General features: G+C 34.0%; 27 protein-coding genes. 14 read left to right on the top strand and 13 right to left on the bottom strand.

From position 1 onward, the window contains the following. Positions 1-40: 40 nt before the first annotated feature. The 7 genes from JMI89_RS04875 to focA all read right to left on the bottom strand — a co-directional run bounded on the left by JMI89_RS04875 (position 41) and on the right by focA (position 8611). A complete protein-coding gene (locus JMI89_RS04875) occupies positions 41-1549 on the bottom strand; it encodes a PP2C family serine/threonine-protein phosphatase (RefSeq protein ID WP_220679469.1) in 1509 nt (502 codons plus the stop codon). Continuing rightward, the gene (locus JMI89_RS04880) at positions 1549-2574 is read right to left on the bottom strand and encodes a TerY-C metal binding domain-containing protein (RefSeq protein ID WP_187754435.1); all 1026 of its coding nucleotides are present in this window, start codon (positions 2572-2574) and stop codon (positions 1549-1551) included. Before JMI89_RS04880 ends, JMI89_RS04875 begins: the two co-directional genes overlap by 1 nt. A gap of 17 nt (positions 2575-2591) precedes the next feature. Beyond that, on the bottom strand, positions 2592-3230 hold the full coding sequence (locus JMI89_RS04885; protein WP_187754436.1) for a VWA domain-containing protein: 639 nt from the start codon (positions 3228-3230) through the stop codon (positions 2592-2594). Further along, positions 3230-3871 (bottom strand): TerD family protein, encoded by a 642-nt coding sequence (locus tag JMI89_RS04890; RefSeq protein WP_187754437.1) that lies wholly within the window; start codon positions 3869-3871, stop codon positions 3230-3232. Before JMI89_RS04890 ends, JMI89_RS04885 begins: the two co-directional genes overlap by 1 nt. A 37-nt stretch (positions 3872-3908) precedes the next feature. After that, positions 3909-4547: a VWA domain-containing protein gene (locus tag JMI89_RS04895; RefSeq protein ID WP_187754438.1), complete on the bottom strand. Its 639-nt coding sequence runs from the start codon at positions 4545-4547 to the stop codon at positions 3909-3911. A gap of 860 nt (positions 4548-5407) precedes the next feature. Continuing rightward, the gene (gene pflB, locus JMI89_RS04900; RefSeq protein ID WP_187754439.1) at positions 5408-7690 is read right to left on the bottom strand and encodes a formate C-acetyltransferase; all 2283 of its coding nucleotides are present in this window, start codon (positions 7688-7690) and stop codon (positions 5408-5410) included. 69 nt (positions 7691-7759) lie between these two features. Then, complete coding sequence (gene focA, locus JMI89_RS04905) at positions 7760-8611, bottom strand: formate transporter FocA (RefSeq protein WP_187754440.1); 852 nt, start codon at positions 8609-8611, stop codon at positions 7760-7762. Positions 8612-8963: 352 nt separating this feature from the next. Between focA and serS the strand changes: the two genes are divergently transcribed. Together serS and rarD are read left to right on the top strand one after the other, a co-directional pair. Continuing rightward, positions 8964-10256 carry a serine--tRNA ligase gene (gene serS / locus JMI89_RS04910; RefSeq protein WP_187754441.1) on the top strand — a complete coding sequence of 431 codons (1293 nt, stop codon included), beginning with the start codon at positions 8964-8966 and terminating at the stop codon, positions 10254-10256. Positions 10257-10468: 212 nt separating this feature from the next. Further along, positions 10469-11368: an EamA family transporter RarD gene (gene rarD, locus JMI89_RS04915; RefSeq protein WP_220679470.1), complete on the top strand. Its 900-nt coding sequence runs from the start codon at positions 10469-10471 to the stop codon at positions 11366-11368. Between the two features lie 61 nt (positions 11369-11429). Here rarD and JMI89_RS04920 read toward each other — a convergent pair whose 3' ends face one another. Next, the gene (locus JMI89_RS04920) at positions 11430-12503 is read right to left on the bottom strand and encodes a 3-deoxy-7-phosphoheptulonate synthase (RefSeq protein ID WP_220679471.1); all 1074 of its coding nucleotides are present in this window, start codon (positions 12501-12503) and stop codon (positions 11430-11432) included. Positions 12504-12852: 349 nt separating this feature from the next. After that, positions 12853-13932 (bottom strand): 3-dehydroquinate synthase, encoded by a 1080-nt coding sequence (gene aroB, locus JMI89_RS04925; protein WP_220679472.1) that lies wholly within the window; start codon positions 13930-13932, stop codon positions 12853-12855. A gap of 130 nt (positions 13933-14062) precedes the next feature. On the opposite strand from aroB, the gene JMI89_RS04930 reads away from it, so the two are divergent. Together JMI89_RS04930 and glnB are read left to right on the top strand one after the other, a co-directional pair. Continuing rightward, positions 14063-15682, top strand: a complete 1620-nt coding sequence (locus JMI89_RS04930) for an NAD+ synthase (RefSeq protein WP_220679473.1) — start codon at positions 14063-14065, stop codon at positions 15680-15682. Positions 15683-15716: 34 nt separating this feature from the next. Then, entirely contained in the window at positions 15717-16055 is a 339-nt protein-coding gene (gene glnB / locus JMI89_RS04935) for a nitrogen regulatory protein P-II (protein WP_187754446.1), read from the top strand. On the opposite strand, the gene JMI89_RS04940 is transcribed toward glnB, so the two are convergent. After that, on the bottom strand, positions 16048-16704 hold the full coding sequence (locus JMI89_RS04940) for a hypothetical protein (RefSeq protein ID WP_187754447.1): 657 nt from the start codon (positions 16702-16704) through the stop codon (positions 16048-16050). The two genes, glnB and JMI89_RS04940, sit on opposite strands and share 8 nt — an antisense overlap. Before the next feature lie 385 nt (positions 16705-17089). Between JMI89_RS04940 and JMI89_RS04945 the strand changes: the two genes are divergently transcribed. Beyond that, a complete protein-coding gene (locus JMI89_RS04945) occupies positions 17090-17305 on the top strand; it encodes a DUF4177 domain-containing protein (protein ID WP_187754448.1) in 216 nt (71 codons plus the stop codon). Positions 17306-17954: 649 nt separating this feature from the next. On the opposite strand, the gene JMI89_RS04950 is transcribed toward JMI89_RS04945, so the two are convergent. Further along, the gene (locus JMI89_RS04950; RefSeq protein WP_220679474.1) at positions 17955-18263 is read right to left on the bottom strand and encodes a hypothetical protein; all 309 of its coding nucleotides are present in this window, start codon (positions 18261-18263) and stop codon (positions 17955-17957) included. 489 nt (positions 18264-18752) lie between these two features. Between JMI89_RS04950 and JMI89_RS04955 the strand changes: the two genes are divergently transcribed. Beyond that, positions 18753-19385, top strand: coding sequence for a TfoX/Sxy family DNA transformation protein (locus tag JMI89_RS04955; RefSeq protein WP_220679475.1), 633 nt, complete (start codon positions 18753-18755; stop codon positions 19383-19385). Between the two features lie 127 nt (positions 19386-19512). On the opposite strand, the gene JMI89_RS04960 is transcribed toward JMI89_RS04955, so the two are convergent. Then, positions 19513-19878, bottom strand: coding sequence for a hypothetical protein (locus JMI89_RS04960; protein ID WP_187754451.1), 366 nt, complete (start codon positions 19876-19878; stop codon positions 19513-19515). A 332-nt stretch (positions 19879-20210) separates the two neighbouring features. On the opposite strand from JMI89_RS04960, the gene rpsF reads away from it, so the two are divergent. From rpsF to tadA, 7 genes are all read left to right on the top strand, one after another. Beyond that, entirely contained in the window at positions 20211-20615 is a 405-nt protein-coding gene (rpsF, locus tag JMI89_RS04965) for a 30S ribosomal protein S6 (RefSeq protein WP_187754452.1), read from the top strand. Between the two features lie 3 nt (positions 20616-20618). Further along, the gene (gene priB / locus JMI89_RS04970) at positions 20619-20918 is read left to right on the top strand and encodes a primosomal replication protein N (protein WP_187754453.1); all 300 of its coding nucleotides are present in this window, start codon (positions 20619-20621) and stop codon (positions 20916-20918) included. Between the two features lie 18 nt (positions 20919-20936). Then, on the top strand, positions 20937-21164 hold the full coding sequence (gene rpsR / locus JMI89_RS04975; protein ID WP_039103572.1) for a 30S ribosomal protein S18: 228 nt from the start codon (positions 20937-20939) through the stop codon (positions 21162-21164). 21 nt (positions 21165-21185) lie between these two features. Then, positions 21186-21638 carry a 50S ribosomal protein L9 gene (gene rplI / locus JMI89_RS04980; RefSeq protein WP_187754454.1) on the top strand — a complete coding sequence of 151 codons (453 nt, stop codon included), beginning with the start codon at positions 21186-21188 and terminating at the stop codon, positions 21636-21638. Positions 21639-21718: 80 nt separating this feature from the next. Continuing rightward, positions 21719-22330: an FKBP-type peptidyl-prolyl cis-trans isomerase gene (locus JMI89_RS04985; RefSeq protein WP_220679476.1), complete on the top strand. Its 612-nt coding sequence runs from the start codon at positions 21719-21721 to the stop codon at positions 22328-22330. 166 nt (positions 22331-22496) lie between these two features. Continuing rightward, positions 22497-23318 carry a 4-hydroxy-tetrahydrodipicolinate reductase gene (dapB, locus tag JMI89_RS04990; protein ID WP_220679477.1) on the top strand — a complete coding sequence of 274 codons (822 nt, stop codon included), beginning with the start codon at positions 22497-22499 and terminating at the stop codon, positions 23316-23318. Positions 23319-23339: 21 nt separating this feature from the next. After that, entirely contained in the window at positions 23340-23840 is a 501-nt protein-coding gene (gene tadA / locus JMI89_RS04995) for a tRNA adenosine(34) deaminase TadA (RefSeq protein WP_220679781.1), read from the top strand. On the opposite strand, the gene mltF is transcribed toward tadA, so the two are convergent. Next, entirely contained in the window at positions 23817-25289 is a 1473-nt protein-coding gene (mltF, locus tag JMI89_RS05000) for a membrane-bound lytic murein transglycosylase MltF (protein ID WP_220679478.1), read from the bottom strand. The two genes, tadA and mltF, sit on opposite strands and share 24 nt — an antisense overlap. 349 nt (positions 25290-25638) lie before the next feature. Here mltF and nadR point away from each other — a divergent pair, with 349 nt between their 5' ends. Next, on the top strand, positions 25639-26868 hold the full coding sequence (nadR, locus tag JMI89_RS05005) for a multifunctional transcriptional regulator/nicotinamide-nucleotide adenylyltransferase/ribosylnicotinamide kinase NadR (protein WP_220679479.1): 1230 nt from the start codon (positions 25639-25641) through the stop codon (positions 26866-26868). Position 26869 lies beyond the last annotated feature (1 nt).

Raw genomic sequence — 26869 nt, forward strand, 5'->3', positions numbered from 1 at the left:
TATCTATTTCTTATATTTAGTACCGATTTATTCTATTAAATTACCATAACACAATTAAAGTTCGATCATCATGGTTGCCAGGAGAAGCAAACGTCATCCAATCTAATAATGCTTTTGATGGATCTGTTGCTGTTTCTAAATATGGGGTCAGCTCATTAGTTAATTGATACCATTTATCTTTATTATTTAGTTGAAAATCTGTTTCAAATTTTGGATCCGAAATACCATCCGTCATTAAGAAAAAATAATCAATATCTTGCCATTTGCCGATCCGAATACGATTGTAAAAATCGAGTTCACGCATAATCGTATTATCGAGGAATCGTGTTTGCCCAGCAAATTCGCCACTATCAGCTACGCTTAATAAGCGAAGGTTATCTTTATAACTAAATGCGGCTATTGCCCCATCACCGACGGAAAATGTTGCAGCAAAAAAGTCATTACCGAGCTTCAACGTTACTGCGGCTAAAACCGTTGTAGAATAGGTTTTAAAGGCATGGTTTGTTTTATCTGCTTCAACTTCAAGCTGTTTTATTGCTAGTACTGCCGCATCACGAAACCAATTTTTAAATTGTAGTCCTACTTGTTGTGTAGCAATATGATCCCATTGTGTAACAAGGTTCACTAATGATTGATTCTCTGTGTCTAAAAGCTGATGTTTAAGGTATTCACCTATGGTAGTAACAGCTAATTTTGACCCCTTTCTGGAGTTACTTGCACTCCCTGCACCATCAGCAACAATGGTAATATTCCATCCATTTGCTAAGTGTTCCACGAAAAAATCATCATCTCGAAATGAGCCAACGTGAGCATGAGAGCGCCCACGACGACTTGCCGCAGCAATTTTAATTTCAGTCGATTCAATATATTGATTGGCAAGGCTAGGTTTAAAATAGGGATCCTTCTCATCGGCCGGGATATCTTTCCATAAACTATTAGGGTCTGGATTAACAATTACCTCAATTTCTGTCGACTCAGTTGCATAGCCCTCGACCCGCCATTTAATTTGTAAAGTATAGGTTCCGGCCCTTTGCGGTGTTCCTGCAATGGTTTTGGTCGTATTATTATAATCAAGATTGAGATCGGTATGATTAAACAATACCTGTTCGATAATTAGATTAATATCTGCGGGAAACGATTTAACTTCAATGGCAGCTGAATAAGATTCAGCAACTTTTAGATTAGGTAGACAAAATTGTGGTGTATAACCCATTAATTGCGTGAATATTGGGAGATTAGATTGATTAATATTTTTTTCACTAATTGTCATGCTGTCTATGGCAGATACTATTGAGCTGTTGGTTTTATACTCGAGCCAATGTGTGATCGGTACTGCAAAAGGTAAACTAACTGAAAAATAATCATTTGATTCGCCATAGCCGTCTATTGTCTGTTCTAATTGCTGATGGATGTTGGTAATCAACTTAATAGTTTTATCAAGACTATTTTTAACTGATTCTTGTTGTATTAACTGTGCGATCTTATCTTGAGAAATCCCTGTAATAATTATAGCGATAATTTGTTGGTAAATCTCATCAGTTTTAGACATTATCCTTTTCCTCTTATCACATCAAAATCCTCGTCCGGGCTATCCATATTAAATTGTAACTGCTGTTCACACCACGGGCATATTGCGTCACCTGTATGGTCGATACATAAAAGATTTCCACAATTACAAACAGCAAAAGCGATATTGTTACCACAATGTGGGCAACCTGGTGCACCAATTAATTGATTTGTATTAACTAATAATGCAGTATTTTTATTATCACTCCAGTCAAAATATTCATTATCAACTGGATAACACCCATCTAACTTATATTTATGCTGGTGATTCAGATCAGTTACATTATTGGCAAGTGTATATTTGATCAAATACGGTTGTCTTACATTTGAGCATTTACCGACCAGAACAACACAATTTTCATCATAATACTGAGATGCTTTCGCATCAGAAAAACTAAGGACATTACTATAACTATTAATTGATGTGATATCTTGATTGATATTTTGGCTATGCGCAGAAACAGAAGAGGTTATCCATTTAATAAATTGTGCAAAATCGTCTTGGCTATTGTCATTAAATAATATTACCGTTTCTGTTAGCTGATGCAATATGCTCATATCAGCAGAATGACCAAGGCTAATCGCAATAAAATTGGCTTTATTAGCATATTGTTCTTGCCAAATTTTTATTTCTTCATGAACTTTATCCGTAGGACGACCATCAGTAATTAAGTAAACGATAGGTTTCCAGTCACCTTTGCTTTCCGATGTAGTTTTCTTAAGTGTTGTCTCCATCTGTTGCCGTAACTCACGTAAGGCTGCTCCTAATGATGTTCCTCCCCCAATAGGTAACATCGGGGGATAAAATGAAATCAAATCAATAAGTGGCACAATGGTTTTGGCTTTTCCGGCAAAAGCAATAACTGAGATATATACTGTTTCAAGCGCATGGGGATCGCGTCTTAAATCAGTCACGATTTTTTGGATCCCCTTTTTGAGTTTCTCCAGATTACCGCCTATCATTGATTCAGAACAATCCAAAAGAAAAAAAACCGGCAATCTTCTCATTTTTGTATACTCTATTATTATAAAACTAATTGTATTTCAGGAGGTGGTGCGGGTAAATTATCGGAATTATTATTTACTCCAGCACTGAGACTTCCAGATGCGACACTGGCGGATACCCATTTAAAAAACCCAGCAAAAGCACTTGAATCTAATGTTTCTAAAGCGACAACATGTGATGTCAGTAATTTTAAATGATCAGTATCGGCCTTTTTACCGATTGCACAGGCAATTATAGAAGCAATAGCAAAATTTTTGATGGATTTACATGCTTCAGTATACGCAAACATATCGGAAGGTTTGCCATCGGTCATTAAAAAAACCATTGGCCGCCAGTCACCTTTTTGCTCACTATTGGATTTTTTTATATCCCGATTCATACTGTGCATTAAGCACTCTAATGCTGCACCTGTGAAGGTCGCCCCAGCGTTAGCAACTGTTATATCTTGAAACTGAAACTGTTCCAGCGCGGTTAAAGGTACCACTTCTCTGGCTTCATTATCATAAGTAATGATTGAAATATAAGCACTTTCTAACGCATAGGGATCTTGTCTTAAAGCATTAAGCATTGATTGTATACCGACATTCACTGCGTAAATTGACTCGCCACGCATTGAACCTGATGTATCAATCACTAAATAAACGGGTAATCTTCTCATTATAAATAACTTTGTATATATGATACGAATGTATCGGAATCACTGGCTTGACCAATCGCTTTAAACTGCCAACCACTTGTTTCACGATTTAATTCTGCAAAAATCATTGAGCGTTTATGATTAAATTCAGAGCTAGTTGAGAGATCAAAACGAACCATTTCTAAACCTTTAGCGTCTACTGCTCGAATAAAGGCATTTTGGACTTCACCAAAATGTTGTTTTCGTTTAGTTGCATCATAAATTTGGACGATAAAGACGATTTTTTGATATGTGACATCAAGATCATTTAACTTCAAAATGATTTGTTCATCATCACCATCGCCTTCACCAGTACGATTATCACCTGTAAGCCAAACGTGTCCAGATTTGTGTCGCAAATTATTGAAAAAAATGATATCACCATTATCAAGGGTTTGTTTACCATTTTGTATACTCCCTAGATTGGCTATTTTACCATTGCTGTTGCATAGAAAGGCGACCACATCAAGATCATATTCCTCATTTCCACCACTAAATAGCGTTTGGATAAATGATTTTTTCTTTTCTGCAACATCCCAACCAAGGCCAATTGTGACGTTAGATAAATCATATTGGCTTTTTGATAAACTTACTCCTTGCCCCTTTTTCAAACTGACTGACATAATTTCCTCTCAATATTTGATTCGTGTTTTTTTAATATTATAAAACTATATTGACTTCAGGTGGTGGAGGAGGTAAGTCATCTAGACCAATTACTTCTTTATGGTTAGATTCTACTTTTTGACTTCCTGTTGAGATACTTGCTGAAACCCATTTAAAAAACGCTTTAATCGAATTTGAATCAGCTGTATCTAGCTGTAATACCACTTCTGTGATTTGTTTTAATACGTTGGTATCAACAGATTGCCCTGCAGCACAGGCGATGACCATCCCTTTTTTTACTTTTTCAAAGTCTTTTAAACCTTGTTGCCAATTGTCTGTTGGCATACCATCAGTCATAATAAATACTAATGGACGCCAATCACCTTTGGTTTCATAAGTTGTTTTAACTATTTCCTGTTCAATACATTTAGCTGTAAGTTCTAACGCTTGACCTAGAGATGTTGTTCCAGCAGCCTTTAACTCTGGTGTTTTGAAATTTAACAAATCAGTCAAAGGGATAATTTGTTTTGCAGAACTATCAAATGTGATAACGGAAATGTAGGCAGTTTCTAACGCATAGGGATCTTGCCTTAGTGTTGTTAGTAGAGTTTGTACTCCATTTTTTACGGCTTCTATTGCTTCCCCGTGCATAGAACCTGATGTATCTAATACGAGATAAACGGGTAATCGTCTCATCTATTTTGTCCTCTTAAAAGGAAATATATATTTATTCTATAATGTTATTATTATGCTGATGCGATGATTCGTTATATCAGTTTCAATTAATGAATAATCTGTTCTCTTTAGAAATACTAACATAGTATATTATTTCGATGATAACTTAACGATAATACAGTTGTCAGTTGAGCTTATTATTTATTATTGAGATTATTAATATCATTATTCGTGGTTTATTTGTAAAACAGATTCAATTAAAAACTTCATTCCGTTTGGCGAAATCTTAACATATTTTTTCATCCTAAATCCAATGTAATTTTATTCTTTTCTAAAGGATGTAAAGTCTTTTTTATGTTGTCATCATATAAATCGTTGATTGACATTATCTATATTACAGTAAGTTTAAATATAGCGTTAAAAATGGTTTTCAACATTTTAGGAATTGATAAAAAATTTATTGCTAACAATTTATTAATTGAAGACGAATTGTGAATTTAATTAGTAAAGTGTTACTTAAAATATTTATTAAAATTAGTAACTTATATTTTTGTAAGAATATGATTTGTTAAAACTCAAAACACCAGTAAGGAATGTTTAAGGAATTACTGAATGTGATAATGAGATCGGATTACTTATAAAAAAGGAGGAATTTTCATTCCTCCTATCTTGTTATTACTCACTTGAGTAGGTGTCTCTCTCAGACTAAGACATATTCTTTACCGAATATAGGCTATACAATATCCTTTCGGACATCGTATAACCCCCCTACTCGGATATTGTGAGGGGTAGCTAATTAAAGTTGTTCACTTTAATAGTTCACCTAATTTTTTGATTAAAAAATCAAATTGTTAGGTGAAGAAGTGCTCCCCTTGTCGCACCTACATTGATTGAGTGAAAGTACGAGTAATAACGTCTTTTTGTTGTTCTTTAGTTAATGAGTTAAAACGTACTGCATATCCAGAAACACGAATAGTTAATTGTGGATATTTTTCAGGATGTTCCATTGCATCTAATAATGTTTCACGGTTTAAAACGTTAACATTTAAATGCTGACCACCTTCAACAGTTGCTTCGTGGTGGAAGTAACCATCCATTAAACCAGCTAAGTTACGTTTACGTGCACTATCATCTTTACCTAACGCATTTGGTACGATAGAGAAAGTATAAGAAATACCGTCTTTAGCATAAGCAAATGGTAGTTTAGCAACAGATGTTAATGAAGCAACCGCACCTTTTTGGTCACGTCCGTGCATTGGGTTAGCACCTGGTCCAAATGGTGCACCAGCACGACGACCGTCTGGAGTATTACCTGTTTTCTTACCATATACAACGTTTGAAGTAATGGTTAAAACAGATTGTGTAGGAATTGCATTACGATAAGTTTTAAGTTTTTGAATTTTCTTCATGAAACGTTCAACTAAATCAACTGCGATATCATCTACACGTGGATCGTTGTTACCGAATTGTGGGTATTCACCTTCGATTTCAAAATCTACAGCTAAACCGTCTTCATCACGAATCGTTTTCACTTTTGCATATTTAATAGCAGATAATGAGTCAGCAGCAACAGATAGACCAGCAATACCACATGCCATTGTACGAATAACGTCACGATCGTGTAGTGCCATTAATGATGCTTCGTAGCTGTATTTGTCATGCATATAGTGAATTGCATTTAGTGCAGTTACGTATTGTTTTGCTAACCAATCCATAAAGTGATCTAAACGAGCAAATACTTTGTCAAAATCAAGGTATTCGTCAGTGATTGGATCTTCTTTTGGTCCAACTTGCATTTTAAGTTTTTCGTCCACACCGCCATTGATTGCGTATAGAAGAGTTTTAGCAAGGTTGGCACGTGCGCCGAAGAATTGCATTTGTTTACCAACAATCATCGGGCTTACACAACATGCGATTGCATAGTCATCGTTATTGAAGTCAGGACGCATTAAATCATCATTTTCATACTGTAATGAAGAGGTATCAATAGATACTTTAGATGCGAACTCTTTGAATCCACTTGGTAACTGTTCTGACCAAAGAATAGTCATGTTAGGCTCAGGTGATGGACCCATTGTATATAGTGTGTTTAAGAAACGGAATGAAGTTTTAGTAACTAAAGTACGTCCGTCAACACCCATACCTGCGATGGATTCAGTTGCCCAAATTGGGTCACCAGAGAATAATTCATCATATTCAGGAGTACGTAAGAAACGAACCATACGTAATTTCATAACGAAATGGTCAACAATTTCTTGAGCGTCTTTTTCAGTAATTAAGCCTGCTTCAAGGTCGCGTTGGAAGTAAATATCAAAGAATGTAGAAGTACGACCAAGAGACATTGCCGCACCGTTTTGAGATTTAACTGCCGCTAAGTAACCGAAGTATGTCCATTGCACCGCTTCTTGAGCTGTTTTAGCTGGTCCAGAGATGTCGTAGCCATATTTAGCTGCCATTTCTTTGATTTGACCAAGCGCACGATGTTGTTCAGCGATTTCTTCACGACGTTGCATAGTCATCGCTAAGTCAACACCATTTTCGAAATCAGCTTGTAATGAGTTGAATTGTGCAAATTTATCTTGCATTAAAAAGTCGATACCGTAAAGCGCAACACGACGGTAGTCACCAATGATACGACCACGACCATAAGCATCAGGAAGACCAGTGATAACACCTGATTTACGACAACGAAGGATATCCGGAGTATAGATGTCAAACACACCTTGGTTGTGGGTTTTACGATAGTCAGTGAAGATTTTTTTGACTAATGGATCAAGCGTTCTGTTGTAAGCTTTACAAGAATTCTCGATCATTTTGATTCCACCAAACGGGATAATGGCACGTTTTAATGGTTTTTCAGTTTGTAAGCCAACGATTTTTTCTAAATCTTTCTCAATATAACCTGCATCATGAGCAGTAATAGTTGAGATCACACTTGTGTCAAAGTCAACAGGAGCATGAGTTGAGTTTTCGATTTTAATGCCTTCCATAACTTTATTCCACAATGTTGTGGTCGCATCAGTTGCGCCAGCTAAGAAAGACTCGTCACCCTCATAAGGTGTATAGTTTTTTTGAATGAAATCGCGGACATTGACATTATTTTGCCAGTCACCCTCTTTAAATCCTTTCCAAGCGTTGGCTTGTACTTCGTTTAAATTACTCATATTTTTCACCTCAGTTTTTCTAAAAGCTTTACCTACTCTCTATTATAAATATGGGTAGATATTGTAAAATCAATGAGACTTACGTAAATAAAGTCCCCAGTAGGATAGCGCGATGGCTAATCCCCCTAAAATATTACCTATTGTAACAGGAATGAGATTATTAATAACAAAATGTTCAATTGTTAGACTGCTAAAAGCATTAGGAGTCAAACCAACTGATGTCCAAAATTCAGGTGTTGCATAATTGTGTATGACAATTCCCATAGGAATCATAAACATATTTGCAATGCTGTGTTCAAAACCACTTGCAACGAACATTGCAACGGGAAGAACCATTATTAACATTTTATCTAACAGTGAACGACCCGCATAACTTAACCAAACTGCTAAACATACCATTAGATTAGCTAAAAAACCTAAACAAACGGCTTCAATAAAAGTATGATGTAATTTATGGTCGGCGGTTTGTAGTACATTCAATCCCCATGCACCATTCACTGCCATATATTGACCGGAAAACCAAATAACGCCAACAAAGAACATGGCACCGATAAAATTACCAAAATAAACCAGCATCCAGTTGCGGAACATTTGGTACCAACTAACTTTATGCGTCATTTTCGGTAAAATTGTTAAAACCGTTGAAGTAAAAAGATCTGCGCCACAACAGACAACTAGCATTAAGCCTAATGAGAAGCACATTCCCCCAACAAACTTAACTAATCCATAAGGTGCATTGCCAGCACCGGTTGTTACTGTAATATAAAAAACAAAAGCTAAAGAGATAAATACACCAGCAGTAATCGCTGAATAGATAGTGGTTAAGGGGTGTTTATTAACTTTATAGTTTCCTATTTCTTCTGCGAGCGCAGTCATCTGTGCGGGAGACAAGGAATCAACAATTTTGTTGTCACTACTCAAAACTAACATCCTCAAAAAAACTATGGTTTTATGAGAGGCATAGTATACTCAAAATTAGAACTAGATCACCTTTTTTTTATGTTAAAAAAGAATAAAATGATAAGTTGTTATTTTATAACAATATTTACAAAAAGTTACTTATTGTTAGGCTAGTTTTGTATGATGGTTAACTTACTATGCTTATTTGGTAAATAAAGTGTAATAATATTATAAAATCTGCTTTACGTTTTGCTTTATATTAATTTAATCGACTATGAATACGATTCTAATCTGTACGATGATTTAAAATGGCGTATAATGAGGGCAATTTTTAACTTTATTTTCTAAATAATAAAAAATAGGTCATTTGAATATGTTAGATCCTAATTTACTACGTAATGAGTTAGAGCAAGTAGCACAAAAATTAGCACGACGTGGGTTTGCTTTAGATGTTGCTTTGATTCGTGAACTTGAAGAAAAACGTAAAGTTTTACAAGTAGAAACTGAAAATTTACAAGCAGAACGTAATGCTCGCTCCAAGTCGATTGGGGCGGCAAAAGCACGTGGTGAAGATATTACCGCTGTACGTGAAGAGGTCAATAAATTAGGTGAAAAATTAGATATTACTAAAAAAGAGTTAGAAAACTTACAAAACGAAATAAAGGATATTTATTCAACCATTCCCAATATTCCTGATGATAATGTTCCTGATGGCAAAGATGAAGCAGATAATGTAGAAGTGACCCGTTGGGGTACTCCACGGCAGTTTGATTTTCCGATTCAAGATCATGTTGCATTAGGCGAAAAATTTGGCGGATTGGATTTTGCAGCTGCTGTTAAATTGACAGGTGCCCGTTTTGTAGTAATGAAAGGTCAAATTGCTCGCTTGCATCGCGCTATTGCGCAGTTTATGCTAGATTTACATACCGAGCAACACGGTTATTCTGAAATTTATGTGCCTTATTTAGTTAATCAGGCCACGCTCTATGGTACTGGACAATTACCGAAATTTGGTAAAGATTTGTTCCATACAAAACCACTTGAAGAAGAGTCTGATTCGAGTAATTATGGCTTAATTCCTACTGCTGAAGTGCCCGTCACTAATTTAGTACGTGATGAAATTTTGGATGAAGACTGTTTACCAATAAGAATGACAGCTCATACGCCATGTTTCCGTTCGGAAGCGGGATCTTACGGTAAAGATACCCGTGGTTTAATTCGTATGCATCAATTTGATAAAGTGGAATTAGTACAAATTGTTAAACCTGAAGAGTCTATGCAGGCATTAGAAGAGCTAACGTTACATGCTGAAAAAGTATTACAATTATTAGAACTACCTTACCGTAAAATTGTATTATGTACAGGTGATATGGGATTTGGTTCGCGTAAAACATATGATTTAGAAGTATGGGTACCTGCGCAAAATACCTACCGTGAGATTTCATCTTGTTCGAATATGTGGGATTTCCAAGCGCGTCGTATGCAAGCTCGTTATCGTAGTAAAGCGGATAATAAAACCCATTTAGTTCATACATTAAATGGTTCTGGATTAGCCGTTGGTCGTACATTAGTAGCGATTATGGAAAATTATCAGCAAGCAGATGGTCGAATTAAAATACCGAATGTGTTGATTCCTTATATGAATGGTGCTGAGTATATCGGTTAACTATCATATTAAATAATGGCAATAGCGTTAATTATAAGATTAGCGCTATTTTTTTGCCTTTTTTCATTACTATTTATATGAATGAAAATGCGTTTAGCTGTAAGATTTGCTATTTATTCATATTTTCTATTAACGCTAATTATAATAATATAATATTCAATGAGTTAAGTTTAAATACTCACAATTTGGCATTTATCACGATTGAGAAATTTATGTATAAAGGAATACTGCTATCATTGACAGCTTCATGTTTGTTTGGGTTGGTCTATTACTATCCTGTCTTATTGCAACCTCTTTCAGTCATCGATATTTTTTGCTGGCGATTATTAATGTCATTTCCTGCAATTTTATTATTAGTCTTGCTTGAACGCCAATGGCATACCATTATCGAGCTTTGGCAGCGTATTCGACAACAACCACTATTTTTACTGGCGCTAATTTTTTCAGCTATGCTTGTGGCAATTCAAATGCTGATTTTTGTCTGGGCGCCATTAGCTGGTCGTGCTTTATCGACTTCCTTGGGGTATTTTATGTTACCTCTAACTATGGTTATCTGTGGTCGAGTTGTTTATAAAGAAAGGTTTAGTTTTTTTCAAAAAATAGCTGTAGCTTTAGCATTTTCGGGAGTTATTTTAGAAGTCTATTTAACAGGTGCTTTTTCCTGGGAAACTGTCATTATTTCGTTAGGTTATCCGATCTATTTTGTTTTTCGACGACATATGAAAATTGATGGTATTGCCGGTACATTTTCTGATTTCTTTTTTATCGCCTTAGCATGCTTAATTTATTTTATATTACAGTATCCTTTAACAAAAGTTGTGAATGATATAAGTCATTTTCCTGTGTTTATTCCGTTTTTAGGCGTGATAACGGCGATTGCTTTTGCGGCTTATTTTTCTGCTTGCCGAATGTTACCGTTGGGCATATTTGGTTTGTTAGGATATGTTGAGCCGATTTTATTAGCGATTGTTTCGATTGTATTTCTGCATGAAAAGATTTCACCTAATCATATGATTTCTTATGGTTTAATATGGGGTGCAGTCTGCATGCTTGTAATAGAAGGTGTCATTTCAACAATACGCAATATCAAACGTAAAAGATTTAACACATAAAACCCTATCTTACCTTGCAATAGTGAAGGAAGATAGGCGAAAGTTATACCGATTGAAAGTGTTATATATGTTGACGGTCAGCCAGTACTGAAGCTAAATCATTTGCCATTTTATGCATTAATGTTTCAGTAGTTGACCAGTTAATACAAGCATCTGTCACTGATATACCATATTTCATTTCATGTTTTGGTAATTCTGAAGATTGATTACCTTCATGCAAATGACTCTCGATCATTACACCAATAATAGATTGATTACCGTTTTTGATTTGTTCAATAATTGAATCAACGACCATAGGCTGGCGACGATAATCTTTATTAGAATTACTGTGGCTACAGTCAATCATTAAATTAGGTGTTAAACCAGAGTTCTTCATTTCTATTTCACATTGATTAACGTGTTGGGCATCGTAATTGGGGGTTTTACCGCCACGTAAAATCACATGTCCATGTGGATTGCCTTGTGTTTGTAGTATACTTACTTGACCAAATTGATTAATACCGACGAAGCGATGTGGCATTGATGCAGATTTCATCGCGTTGATTGCAACATCCAAGCTGCCATCAGTTCCGTTCTTAAAACCAACAGGCATTGAGAGTCCAGAAGCCATTTCACGATGGGTTTGTGATTCGGTGGTTCTGGCACCAATCGCAGCCCAACTGATTAAATCTGCAATGTATTGTGGTGTATTGGGATCAAGCGCTTCAGTAGCAATAGGTAAACCAATTTTAGTTATATCAAGAAGTAATTGACGTGCTTTTTTTAAACCATGATTAATATCAAATGTGCTATCCATATGGGGATCGTTAATCAAACCTTTCCAGCCTACCGTAGTTCGTGGTTTTTCAAAGTAAACGCGCATCACAATATACAATTGTTCGTTAAGTTCATCCGATAATTTTTTCAATTTTTTGGCATATTCAATAGCCGCTTTGGTATCGTGAATCGAGCACGGTCCAACCACAATTAATAAACGTGGATCTTTATGTTCTAAAATATTAACAATATGTTGTCGGGATGTGGCAATTTGATTTTCAAGTAGCTTATTAAGGGGAAGCAGCGTTTTAATTTCATCAGGTGTAATCAAGGGATCTTCCTTTTCAATGCGCACATTATTTAGTGTATCTTTTATCATGTTATTAAACCTCTAAATTCATTATTTGTTATTATTTTTTTACGGTAGTAAAAAAATATTTACAACATTACATTAGACATATAACCACAAAACCCTAATTTAGTAAATAAAATACCAAAAAATATTAAATATTTTTATATGTAACATTATCTTTACGATTTTAAATGAAATTAAGATAAAAGGATGTGTAATAAATGATTTGTCTTCATTGTGAACTGAAGTTGATTAAAAATGTATCTAAAATGTTATAACAAGTTGATTTGGTTAATAGTTTAACGATTTAACTGATAATGACATCATAGTTTAAATATTTTGATGAAAATGTGTGGTGTGAGTATTTACATACTCACTAACAGCATTCAATTGATTGTAGCACCAAATCTTGATTAACATCATCGACCACTTTCACATGACCAATCTTAGTTGGTAAGACTAAACGCAATTTTCCTGATAAGACCTTTTTATCACGTAGCATATGAGGAATATATGCAGTAGGCAGCATTGACTCTGGTTTAACCACAGGTAACTTGGCACGAATTAGTAATTGCTTGATACGAGTAATCTCATCATCACTGAACTGGCCCAGTAATTTTGCTGTGTGTGCTGCCATTAACATACCTACGCTAACAGCTTCACCATGTAACCAATTACCATAACCCAATTCGGCTTCAATCGCGTGACCATAGGTGTGACCTAAATTTAAGATCGCACGGATATCTTGCTCGGTTTCATCAGCAGCAACCACTTTAGCTTTAAGTTCACAACAATGGGCAATGCAATAGCGCATGGCACTGGGTTCTAAAGCCAATAAGTCGTCAATGTGATGTTCTAACCAAACAAAAAAATCATAATCTAAAATAATACCATATTTGATCACCTCAGCAAGACCAGCAGATAATTCCCTAGGTGGTAGCGTTTTTAAACACTTAAGATCCACTATAACCGCTTGTGGTTGATAAAATGCACCAATCATATTTTTACCCAATGGGTGATTGATGGCTGTCTTTCCACCAACTGAAGAATCCACTTGTGATAATAACGTTGTGGGGACTTGAATAAAACGGATGCCACGTTGATAGCAGGCGGCGGCAAAACCGACCACATCGCCGATAACTCCACCGCCGAGGGCAATCAAAACCGATTGGCGAGTATGATTATTGGCAAGTAATTGGCTTAAGATGGTATTCCAGGTTGCCATTGTTTTATATTTTTCACCATCAGGTACAATAACCGAATCAGTTTTAATACCATTTTGTTCCAACATAGTTGTCAGCGTTGGTAAATAAAGAGGGGCAATAGTATCATTGGTAGTGATTAATACTCGGTCACCAGCTTTTAATTGAAAGTGTGGAAAATCTAAAAGCGCATTTTCGCCAATGTTAATGGAATAACTACGTTCATTTAATGAAACTGTCAGTGTTTTTAACATGATATTTCCTGTTATGATTCAAACTAAGGCGATAGCCGATATTTTGACTATGTTAAACATAAAAAACTAGCAGCGCAACTTAGAATCATTTAAACTTAACGCTTATTTTTATTCGCATTATGAGTTATCTATGTCTTTTTCTTTTGTGTTGGCTCAGCAAAATTTTCGGGTTGGTGATATTGAAGGTAATACGACTCGAATTATTGAATTAATCAACCATCATCATCAACATGATTTATTGATCTTTTCTGAGTTAGCAATATGTGGTTATCCGCCAGAAGATCTGATTTACCGTAGCGATTTTAGGCAACGTTGTGAACAAGCTTTGCAAGAAATTAAGGCGGCAACTAAAGAATGTGGAGTAGTTGTTGGTCACCCATATTGGCAAAATACCGATGATAAAAATCCACAAATATATAATTCATTATCATTGATATATCAGGGTAAGATTTTATTGACTTACCATAAACAGTGTCTACCAAATTATGATGTGTTTGACGAAAAACGTTATTTTACTGCTGGCACTGAAAATGGCGTGGTGATGTTTAAAGGTAAAAAGCTCGGTTTATTGATTTGTGAAGATCTTTGGCAAGATTTGCCGGCTGCTCGATTGAAGCAAGAGCAAGTTGATTACATTATCAGTATAAATGCCTCACCGTATGATTATCAAAAACAAGCAATGCGCCAGCATCTTATTGAGAAACATGCTAAACAACATCAAATACCGATTATTTATGTTAACCAAATTGGCGGGCAGGACGAACTGGTTTTTGATGGCGGCTCTTTAGTTTGTAATAAGCAGGGGGTAATAAATTATCAATTTGCTTCGTTTGTGGAACAAGTCGAAGTTATTAATGAAATGATAATGGCTACAGCCAATTCAGTGGTTAAAGTAACTAATCATTTAGCCGATATCTATCAAGCATTAGTTTTAGCAACACGTGATTATGTTACGAAAAATGGTTTTAACGGTGTACTTTTAGGTTTATCTGGTGGTATTGACTCTGCGCTAACTTTAGCTATCGCAGTGGATGCATTAGGTAAGGATAAAGTTCAAGCAGTGATGATGCCATTCCGATATACGGCTGATATCAGTATTGCTGATGCGCAAGAAGAGGCGAATATTTTAGATATCGAATTTAATATTATTTCAATAGAACCTATGTTTGATGCATTTATGGTTCAATTAGCGCCAATGTTTACTGATACTATACGTGATACAACCGAAGAGAATTTACAAGCACGTTGCCGTGGCGTTATTTTAATGGCATTATCAAACAAACGTCGACAGTTGGTATTAACAACAGGTAATAAAAGTGAAATGTCGGTAGGTTATGCTACACTCTATGGCGATATGGCTGGAGGGTTTGATGTTTTAAAAGATGTGCCTAAAACTTTGGTGTTTGCACTATCTAAATATCGCAATACATTATCATACGTGATTCCTGAGCGAGTGATTAGTCGTCCGCCATCAGCAGAATTAGCACCTGATCAAAAGGATGAGGATAATTTACCGCCCTATGAAATTTTAGATGGTATTTTGCAAGGTTATATTGAGCAAGATCAATCAGTCGACCAATTGATTGCTCAAGGATATGATGAATCGACAATCAAACGTGTTATAAAATTAGTAGATATCAATGAATACAAACGTCGTCAGGCTGCTGTTGGACCTAAAATTACTTCTCGTAATTTTGGTAAAGGAAGACGTTATCCTATTACGTCAGGATTTGGAACTAAGAATTGGTAAATTTGAACATCTTAAGGATTAAAGAGAACTGATTATGAAAAAGATAGAGGCAATAGTTAAACCTTTCAAACTTGATGATATTCGTGAAGCCTTAGCAGATCAAGGTATTACAGGTATGACAGTGACTGAAGTTAAAGGGTTTGGGCGGCAAAAAGGGCATACCGAGCTTTATCGTGGAGCTGAATATATGGTCGACTTTTTACCTAAAGTAAAAATTGAGATCGTTGTGACAGATGATATTGTTGAAATGTGTATTGAAACCATTATGAAAACAGCGCAAACAGGTAAAATAGGTGATGGCAAAATTTTTGTTTATGATGTGGAACAAGTAATTCGCATTCGTACCGGTGAAATGGATGATGCAGCTATTTAACGTGGTCTTCTAATTTATTTAAATCAGGGCGGATCGTCGTTAGCAGTTCAGGCGGAAAAAAACCTTGTAATGAGCAGACTAAAAGGTTCATGTTTGGGGTTTTTTCCAACAGAAGTAATTTTTCTGCTGTACCTTGTGCAGGTATTGTCCTCACACCAATATTAGTATTAAGATTGTCATGCCAGGCTTCGATACTGTCATCTGAAAAGTGAATTTTCATATTGGAAGTATACATCGACTCTTCCTCAACTTCGGTCCATAATAAAAAATCTAATTTTGAACGAATATCCTGCAAAGAATTATCAACAGAAAACCCCCAAAAATAGTAATCACCATGTTCACCTAGCGCCAATGAATTATCATAATACCCCGTTAGTTTTAATGATTGATATAATATTGGTTTATCGAATTGAACATAATTATTGGCATTTTTTTTTCTATCGTTTACCGCTATATAAGCTCGATTAGGATTGATTTCTTTGATGGGCATTTGATCATCAAGATTTTGTTTAAATTCAAATAAATTTAAAAAAAATGAATCATCACATTGAATAAATGATTTAATAATAAAATCAATATAGTTTGATTGATCATTTGCATAAACAAAAGTTGAAAAAAAATAAAAACACAGTGCAAAAACTTTTTTCATTATCAAATTATTATCAATTTTTTATAAATCATATGTGAATTGTATTATCTTTAAGTATTAATAACAACCGTATTATTCTTCTAGTGCCGAATTAATTGATAAAATATAATTTTAGGTTATTTAACATTTGTTTTTATTCATTATTAAGTTATGTTAAATTTATGAAATAAATCACTTAATTAAGTAACATAATGTCATTTTTAGTTAACTGTGATTAATAGGAATAATATTGTTATTGAGTTTGCCAACTAGGGCTTGTGTTAAGTTTATTGTTCGGATAAACTGAGTCAGTTTTTAGTGATACAACTGACTATTGGTTAAAAAAACTAAAAAACTAAAAAACTATAAATACTAAAATATAATTAATCAATAATAGGATAATTCAATGAAAGAATATAGAGTCGTCATTTATCAGGAAGATATGCTCTCAACTTTACTTTTCGGTTCCGCCAAAGTAGATCCAATTAAATTTTCTAACTTTCTAAATCAACGGGCTAGGGAAGGATGGCGGGTTGTGACTATGGAAAAAGATCTACGTCGCATGTTACTATTTTGGAAACGTGAGGCATACGTTGTTATTATGGAAAAGGATAATTTATAAATAATCAATTTCAAATACGATTATTTGCTCTAAAATTTCTTAAATATAACATTCATTAAGAGAATAAACTAAAAATTAAATTAAATTCTTTTGTTGAAGTTAGGAAATAAATACTTGAGGGCGTGTGTTATGACTGATTGTGACATCTTCGTTTTGTTGTTAGTAATATTAATTCCTTTTGCGAAGCTGATAATCTATTTATTATTTAAAGATTGTAAGAGTGATAAAGAATTAAAAGAGAAAGGTTACTTAGAATAAGCTAAGTTATGATTTCTTTATCTTGATACATATAAGTAATATTTTATTCTGAATTTAGCAGAATACAGGTTTATAATCCTAAAAATTACAAAATGACTTATACATCTCTTTTATTGGATATGATGAGTTAGTTAGCTGTTAAACCTCTCGTTATTGAGGTTAGTCTTATAAATAAGTTATGACAATATTATTAGGTTAGTCATCAACGATGGCAAGATAAAGCTAAATCAACTCAATATTGAGTTATTAAAACAATTTGGACCTTTTAAAGTATATTAACCATTACATCAATAAAATAACAATATTTCTCTAAATATTTATTTTCATTGTACTGTGCTTTAAAAGGTTTTCATGTTTGTTTTTTCCAACAGCAGTAATTTTTTCCTGTACATTATGCCGGTATTGCCTTCACACTAATCATAGTATTTAAATTGTTATGCCAAGTTTCGATACTGTCATCTGAAAAGTAAATTTTCATATTATAAGCATACATCGACTCTTTCTTAACTTCGGTCCATAATAAAAAATCTAATTTTAAACGAATATTCTGCAAAGCATTATCAATAGAAAACCCCAAAAAATAGTAATCACCATGTTCACCTAGCGCCAATGAATTATCATAATAACCCGTTAGTTTTAATGATTGAGATAATATTGGTTTATCGAATTGAACATAATTATTGGCAATTTTTTCTATCATCTACCGCTCTATAAGCTTAATTAAGATTAATTTCCTTGATGGATATTTGATCTTTAACTTGTTGTTTAAATTAAAATAAAAGAATCTTCACATTAAATAAATGATTTAATAATAAAATCAATATAGTTTGATTGATCATTTGCATAAATAAAAGTTGAAAAAAAGCGCAAAAATTTTTTCGTCATAAAATCATTATTAATTTTTATTAAAGTATTTATGAATTGCATTATCTTTAAGTATTAATAACAACTGTATTATTCTTTTAGTAGCAAATTAATTAATTATAATTTTAGCTTATTCAATATTTGTTTGAATTTATGATTAGTTGTGCAATTTTATATATCATTTGGAATAGAGATCGCAAAAAGCAGTGTTCCTTACAACATTTGTTTTTATTCATTATTAAGTTACGTTAAATTAATGAAACCAATTACTTAATTAAGTAACATAAAGTCATTTTTATTAAATTGTGATTAATAGGAACAAAATATGGGAAATAACTATAAAAAAATAATAATTCATGTATTGACTGAGATTCTTCAATATAATGGTAAACTCATATCAACTAAAGCATTATTTGGTGGTTCCGGTATTTGTTATAATAATATTATATTTGGTTGGTTTTATAACGAGCAATTTTATATCCGTGGTCACGCCAGCTATTTGTCCATGATAACTGAGTTAAAGATGAAACCTCTCATTCTTGAGGTAGGTATTAGAAATAAGTTATTACAGTATTATCAAGTTACCAATGAACTATGGCAAGATGAAGCTAAATTAGCCAATATTATTCATATGGTTATTGAAACCTCCCAACAAGATAAATTATCAAAATGTCAGATTAAAGAAGCAAGAATTAAAGATTTACCCAATATGACATTATCTTTAGAACGTATTTTGTTTAAAGCAGGTGTTATTAATATTGAGTTATTAAAACAATTAGGACCTTTTAAAGTCTATTACCAATTACAACAACAAAATAACAACATCTCTCAAAATATCTTATTTTCTTTGTATTGTGCTTTAAAGGGTGTTCATGTTGCTATTTTGACAGAAGAGAAAAAATCGCAACTCATTAATGAATATAACGCTTTTCTTAGGAACAAAAATCATTATAAATAAAATCAGTAAATGAGAGATAAATCTTTAAATAATATCAACAACTGAAAATAAACTATCCTAATTTTGGTTTTTTAGCGATAGTGCTCTGTTGTTGATTATTTAAACTATCATTCTCCCGGTTTTATTACTATTTATTAGATGTTGTTTTATTAATTAGAAAATTAATTAATATAATAATTAAACCGATTGGAGCAATAATTATGGCTAATCCCCAGCATAAAAGTATCGTAAAAAATTTTATAATCATAAATAATTTTATATTTACCCATATTGCTGTTTTCTCACTGAAAATATAGTTCAAGATAGCTTCATAAGCATAACGTGAAAAAGGATAAAGTAATGTATTGATGCTGAAATTAAGCAATAACGGTACATTAATTTTTATACCAGAAATAGGTGTTAAAGCGAAAATATAAACGGCGATAAATATTACAATTCCAAATAAGAAATGTTGTATATATACACGGATATTTAACCCTAGAATGGTTTTCATTAGTTTTCCTTTCGTAATATTTAAATTTTAATAATATTTATTTATATAAGTTTTACTTATTTGATTTAAAAGTAAAAATTTTTCTAATAATTTTTATTACTATTATAGAAATTGTTACGCATTAATAAAGTATTTTTATTTTATTTTAGTCAAATTCATAGAGTTGCAGTTATAACAGTGCGATAATTGATTTGAAATTTAGCTACTGGAAATTGTTAGCGTAATATTATATAATGCGCCGTCGATTTCAGCCGTCTAATATTCATGTTCCTTGCTTTCATTGGGCTACGGCTGACCCGGACAGAAAGCTGATTAATCCGTAGGGAGCGATAATGCGTCATTACGAAATTGTTTTTATGGTTCACCCAGATCAAAGTGAACAAGTTCCAGGTATGATTGAGCGTTATACTGGTACATTGACTACTGCAGGTGGTACTATTCATCGTTTAGAAGATTGGGGTCGTCGCCAATTGGCTTATCCTATCGAAAAATTGCATAAAGCACATTATGTTCTTATGAATGTAGAAGCTACTCAAGAAGCGGTTGATGAGTTAGAAGATAACTTTCGTTTCAACGATGCAGTAATTCGTAGTTTAATTATGCGTACTAAACACGCTGTGACAGAAACATCACCAATGCTTAAAGCAAAAGATGATCGTAAAAATTCGCAAGAAGAATTTAACGAAACCAATATGGATGATGTAGATTCAGATGATGTTGAAGGTTCAGAAGAGTAATCAATGTCAAATCGTTTGGAGTTGTCCGGCCTTGTTTTAAAGACGCCCATACGAAAATTAAGTCCAAATGGTATCTCGCATTGTCAGTTTTATTTAGAGCATGTATCTGAACAAATTGAAGCCGAATTACCAAGACAATCGTGGTGTGTTATGCCAGTAATTGTTACAGGACAAAATGAATTAACTCACAGTATTAAAAAAGGTAGTAAAGTATTAGTAAGTGGTTTTATTAGTACACATAATAAACGTAGTAATATTCCACAACTTGTTTTACATGCCTGCGAAATTAAATTAATTGTTTAAATTTAGGAGAACCGCCAAATGGCTCGTTATTTCCGTCGTCGTAAATTCTGTCGTTTTACTGCAGAAGACGTGAAAGAGATTGATTATAAAGATATCTCTTTATTAAAAAGTTACATCACTGAAAGTGGTAAAATTGTGCCAAGCCGTATCACCGGCACATGTGCAAAATATCAACGTCAATTAGCTCGTGCAATTAAACGCGCTCGTTATTTGGCTTTATTACCTTACACTGATAATCATCAGTAATTAGCAACAGAGGAAGACAGAATGCAAATTATTCTACTCGATAAAGTTGCTAACTTAGGCAGCTTAGGTGATCAAGTTAATGTTAAAGCAGGTTATGCTCGTAACTTTTTAATTCCACAAGGTAAAGCAGTTCCAGCGACAAAGAAAAATATTGAATTTTTTGAAGCTAAACGTGCTGAATTTGAAGCTAAACTTGCTGATGTTTTAAAAGCAGCAGAAGCGAAAGCTATGCAAATTAATGCATTGGAAAAAGTTACTATCACATCGAAAGCGGGTGATGAAGGTAGATTATTCGGTTCAATTGGTACGCGTGATATCGCCGATGCGGTTAAAGCTCGCGGCGTTAATGTATCAAAAAGTGAAGTGCGTTTACCGAATGGTGTGTTACGTACTGTGGGTGAGCATGAAGTTTCATTCCAATTACACAGTGAAGTATTTGCCAAGATCATTATTGATGTTGTTGCTGAAGCGTAATAAATCATATTAATTATGATATATTGAAACCCGCAGAAATGCGGGTTTTTTATTATTGAGATATATTGAAGGAGAAAGTTATGCAGTTGGATTCAACTAAAGCAAAAGCAAGCTATGCAATTGGTTTACAAATTGGGCAACAATTAAAAGATTCAGGGTTAAAAGACCTCGATCTCAATGCCTTAAAACAAGGTCTTGAAGATGTTTTAACTGAAAGACAACCAGCGCTAGCTTTGGATGTGCTACATGATGCATTACGCCAAATTCATGAGCAAGCGATGGAAGCAAAAAAGAAAGAAGCTGATAAGGCTGCTCAAGCAAGTATTGATTTCTTAAAACAAAACCTCACTAAAGGCGGAGTCAAATCGACTGAATCAGGTTTACAGTATACAATATTGAAGCAAGGGAATGGTAATATTCCATCAGCTACGGATCGTGTTCGTGTTCATTATACCGGTCAATTAATAGATGGTACCGTTTTTGATAGTTCTGTGGAACGAGGTCAACCAGCAGAATTTCCCGTTAGTGGCGTGATTCGTGGTTGGGTCGAAGCTTTACAATTAATGCCTGTTGGTTCTAAATGGCGTTTATATATTCCACAAGAACTGGCGTACGGATCGCAAGGTGCTGGGGCATCTATTCCACCATATAGTGCATTAATTTTTGATGTTGAATTATTAGATATTCTTTAATTGATTTGTTGTAACGTGCGGAATACCGCACGATTATTTTCATTGTGGATTATAAATCATCAATACTTATAGTAATTACTAATATAAAAGAAACGTAACTCAACTTATTTATCGTGTTTCGTTATAATGTTGACAACTAGAGCTAATAAATAAAGAGAATATAAATATGAGTAAAGCTGAAATTCGTATTGCCGTTGCTGGGGCCGGTGGCAAAATGGGGCGCCAGTTAATACAAGCTGTTTCACATATGGATGGTGCCATACTTGGTGCTGCTTTTGAACGCACAGGATCTTCCTTGTTGGGGACAGATGCAGGTGAATTAGCTGGAATTGGTCAGTTAAATGTTAAAGTGACAGATCAGCTAACTAATGCGAAAGATCAGTTTGATGTTTTTATCGATTTTACACGTCCGGAAGGGACATTAGAATATTTAGATTTTTGCGTAGCTAATCAGAAAATGATGGTTATTGGGACTACCGGTTTTGATGAAGCTGGTAAGTTAGCAATCAAAAATGCTGCAAAAAAAATTGGAATTGTATTTGCAGCTAATTTTAGTGTTGGGGTTAATTTAGTGCTTAAATTGCTAGAAAAAGCAGCAAAAATTATGGGTGAATACGCAGATATCGAGATCATTGAAGCGCATCATCGTCATAAAGTCGATGCACCGTCGGGCACTGCCTTAGTAATGGGAGAAGCAATTGCTAAGGCATTAAATATTGATCTTAATCAACACGCTGTCTATTGTCGTGAAGGACATACTGGAGAACGACCAAAAGGATCGATAGGTTTTGCAACTGTTCGGGCTGGTGATATTATTGGTGAACATACTGCAATGTTTGCTGATATCGGGGAAAGAGTTGAGATTACTCATAAAGCATCCAGTCGAATGACGTTTGCTAATGGTGCCGTACGTGCTGCTATCTGGTTAAAATCTCAGCCAAAAGGTTTATACGATATGCGTGATGTGTTGGGTTTGAATAATTTATAATTGAAGATAGATTTTGCTGCAATGATGATACCTTTTTCCGATGAATATTGGATGCAATATGCATTAACCTTGGCCCGCAAAGCAGAAGCCCATGGCGAAGTACCAGTGGGTGCTGTTATTGTGTTAGACAATAACATCATCGGGGAAGGATGGAATCAGCCAATAATAAATCATAATCCCACGGCACATGCCGAAATTGTTGCGATTGAGCAGGCGGCTAGTTATCTTAAAAATTATCGTCTACTTGATACTACGTTATATATCACTTTAGAGCCTTGTGCTATGTGTGCTGGCGCGATTATACATAGTCGTATTCATCGAGTAGTATTTGGCGCCACTGATTTTAAAACCGGTGCTGCCGGCTCATTTATGAATATACTTGACCATCCTGGAATTAATCACCGACCAGAGATTAAATCAGGTATATTAGCTGTTGAATCTGCTCAACTTCTTAGCGATTTTTTTAAACGTCGTCGGTTCGAAATTAAGCAGAAAAAGTTACTCACTCGCGAAATCCAGTGAGATTAAGTCAAATTTTTCATCAATGTGTTTTTGACGAAGTTCACTTTCTAGTAAGTAACCAACTAGGCTCATATAATACTGTTGAATACTATCAACAAAATGTACCGCTTGATAACCACGAGCAAAACCGTATTTCAGATCGGTATAATATTCTTCTTCACTTAATAGCGGTAAGATCTGGCGAACATCTTGCCAACTATCAGGATTTTTATTCAATTTGATAGCTAAACTGCGCGCATCCCATAAATGCCCCATGCCCATATTGTAAGCAGCTAAGGCAAACCAAATGCGTTCTTCATTAGGAATGGTATCTGGGATACGGTTAATAATTTGTTTTATGTAAATGGTGCCACCTTTGATACTTTGTTCGGCATCTAAACGGTTTTTAATACCTAGTGAATCGGCAGTGGGTTTAGTTAGCATCATCATTCCCCTAACTCCAGTGGATGAAGCTGCTTTGGGATTCCAATGTGATTCTTGATAAGATATTGCGGCAATTAATTTCCAATCTAATTCATATGAGGAAGCATATTTTTCAAAAAAAGCTTGATATTTGGGTAAAGTTTGTTTTATTGCTTGTATAAAACGTTGTGTATCAACGTAATCGAATTTATTCATATGATTAAAATAGTGATATTCTAATTTTTGAATAGTTCCGTCTTTATAAGCTTTTTTGATAAAATGATTAAATTTATCGCGTAGCGAATGGTCTTGTGATTTTGGGAAATACCAATTTTGAGACCAATTATCATCTACTGTAAAGGCTACTGTTAATAATGGATAAATACGTTGCATAATAGCAATGGTATTGTGATTGGCTATGGTGTAGTCAATTTTTTTATCAACGACGAGTTTGAGTAGTTCTTCTTGATTAAGAATATCCGATTCATGCCAATTTAATTCACTGTATTGTGTACTTATGTTTCTTAAAATATAGCTTTGCGATGAATATTTTGGAATAGTTAAATTACCTTTGATGTCCACAAAAGAGTATGGTTTAGCGGAACCCTTTAAATATACCAATTGTTGTACGATCGGGTGGAAAGCTTCACTAGCATCAAAATTAGTTAATTCTTCGGGATACCCTTTAATTTGCGCTGCGAGCAAATCAATCTTACCATCACGGCTTTTTTCGATTAGTTCAGGAAGCGTGTTAGCGAAAATAATTTTCAGTTTAACATTCAGGGAATCAGAAAATTTTTTAAGTAGAGCATATTCAAATCCACCGACTACATTAGGATTCCGATAATCGACGTAAAGTGTAGTTAGTGAACGTAGCATTCCTACCCGAAGCTCTTTTTGTTCCGAAATTTTTTGTAGAATGGTACTTTGCGGTTGAATTTCTTTAGCACGGATTTTTTCTTTAAAAAAAAGGGCAAAAACGATAGCTAAAATAATTAAAATAATTGTAACTAGGCTACCACTCCATAGGGCGACTTTTTTAATCAAACAGTAATTATCCGGTTAGTAAAAATCGCCGCATTATAGCATGTTACTTTTTCACCGCAAATTTAATATATAGTCATATCTCAAAGCATAAATAACAAAATTAATTTAATCAATTAGTTATTTTATATAAATCAAATAACAATTTTGTAAAGAAGCAACCTATAAAAATACTAATTAATTATATTTTATAAAGTTATTGATTTAGCTAATCAACCCAATTCTCGCCTAAAATTATTCATAATTGCACATTTTGTGCTTAAAAATTCATACAATTTAATCGATGTTGTATATTGAACAAATTTTGATTTTAGTTTAAATTATGTTTAATATATAAAACAAAGAGGTTAATATGATGAGTTATAATTATTTAAAAACATCAATAAAGCGGAAAAACTTATCTTTACAAACCGTCGCTGAAGCTTGCAATATGACCAAAGGTTATTTAAGCCAGCTGATTAATGATAAAGTTAAAATGCCCAGCGCGCAAAAACTAGAAGCTTTGCATCAATATCTTAACATAGAGTATCCAATAAAAGATAAAAAAGTAGGCGTGATTTTCGGTAAGTTTTATCCATTGCATACAGGTCATATTCACCTTATTCAACGTGCAATAGGTCAAGTTGACGAGCTATATATTGTGCTTTGTTCTGATACTCAACGTGATGAAAAATTATTTAAAAATAGTGCCATGTCACATCAACCAACGCTTAATGATCGTTTACGTTGGTTACTGCAAACATTTAAATATCAAAAAAATATCCATATTGAAATTTTAAAAGAAGATGGTATCCCAAGTTATCCAAATGGTTGGCAAGAATGGAGTAATCGAGTTAAGTTACTATTTAAAGAAAAGGGGATTAATCCTAATTATGTTTATTCAAGTGAACCACAAGATGTCAATATGTATAGTCAGTTACTTAACCTTGAAACTATTTTGATCGATCCTGAACGCAGTTTTATGAAAGTTAGTGGAACTAAAATTCGGCAAGCACCTTTGCAAAATTGGCAATATATTCCTACTGAAGTTCGTCCATTTTTCGTTAGAACGGTTGCAATTTTAGGTGGTGAATCGAGTGGTAAATCGACTTTGATTAATAAGTTAGCGAATGTATTTAATACAACTAGTGCATGGGAATTTGGGCGTGAATATGTATTTTCCCATCTCGGTGGTGATGAAAGGGCTTTGCAGTTTTCTGATTATGACAAAGTTGCTTTAGGTCAAGCACAATATATTGATTTCGCTATTAAATATGCTAATAAAGTAGCATTTATTGATACAGATTTTATAACAACACAGGCTTTTTGTAAAAAATATGAAGGTAAAGAACATCCATTTGTGCAAGCAATGATTAATAATTATCGTTTTGATTTAGTCATTTTACTTGAAAACAATACCCCTTGGGTTGCCGATGGCTTAAGAACATTAGGTAGTGTTTCGCAGCGAAAGGATTTTCAAAAATTACTGATAAGTTTATTAAATAAAAATAAAGTTAAGTATACAACTATTAACTCATCTGACTATGATGAACGTTATTTACAATGTATTGAACTGGTATCTAAGCTCATCGAACATTCATAAT

This window comes from Frischella sp. Ac48, from assembly GCF_019641635.1.
In the GTDB taxonomy this organism is placed as follows: Bacteria; Pseudomonadota; Gammaproteobacteria; order Enterobacterales; family Orbaceae; genus Frischella; species Frischella japonica.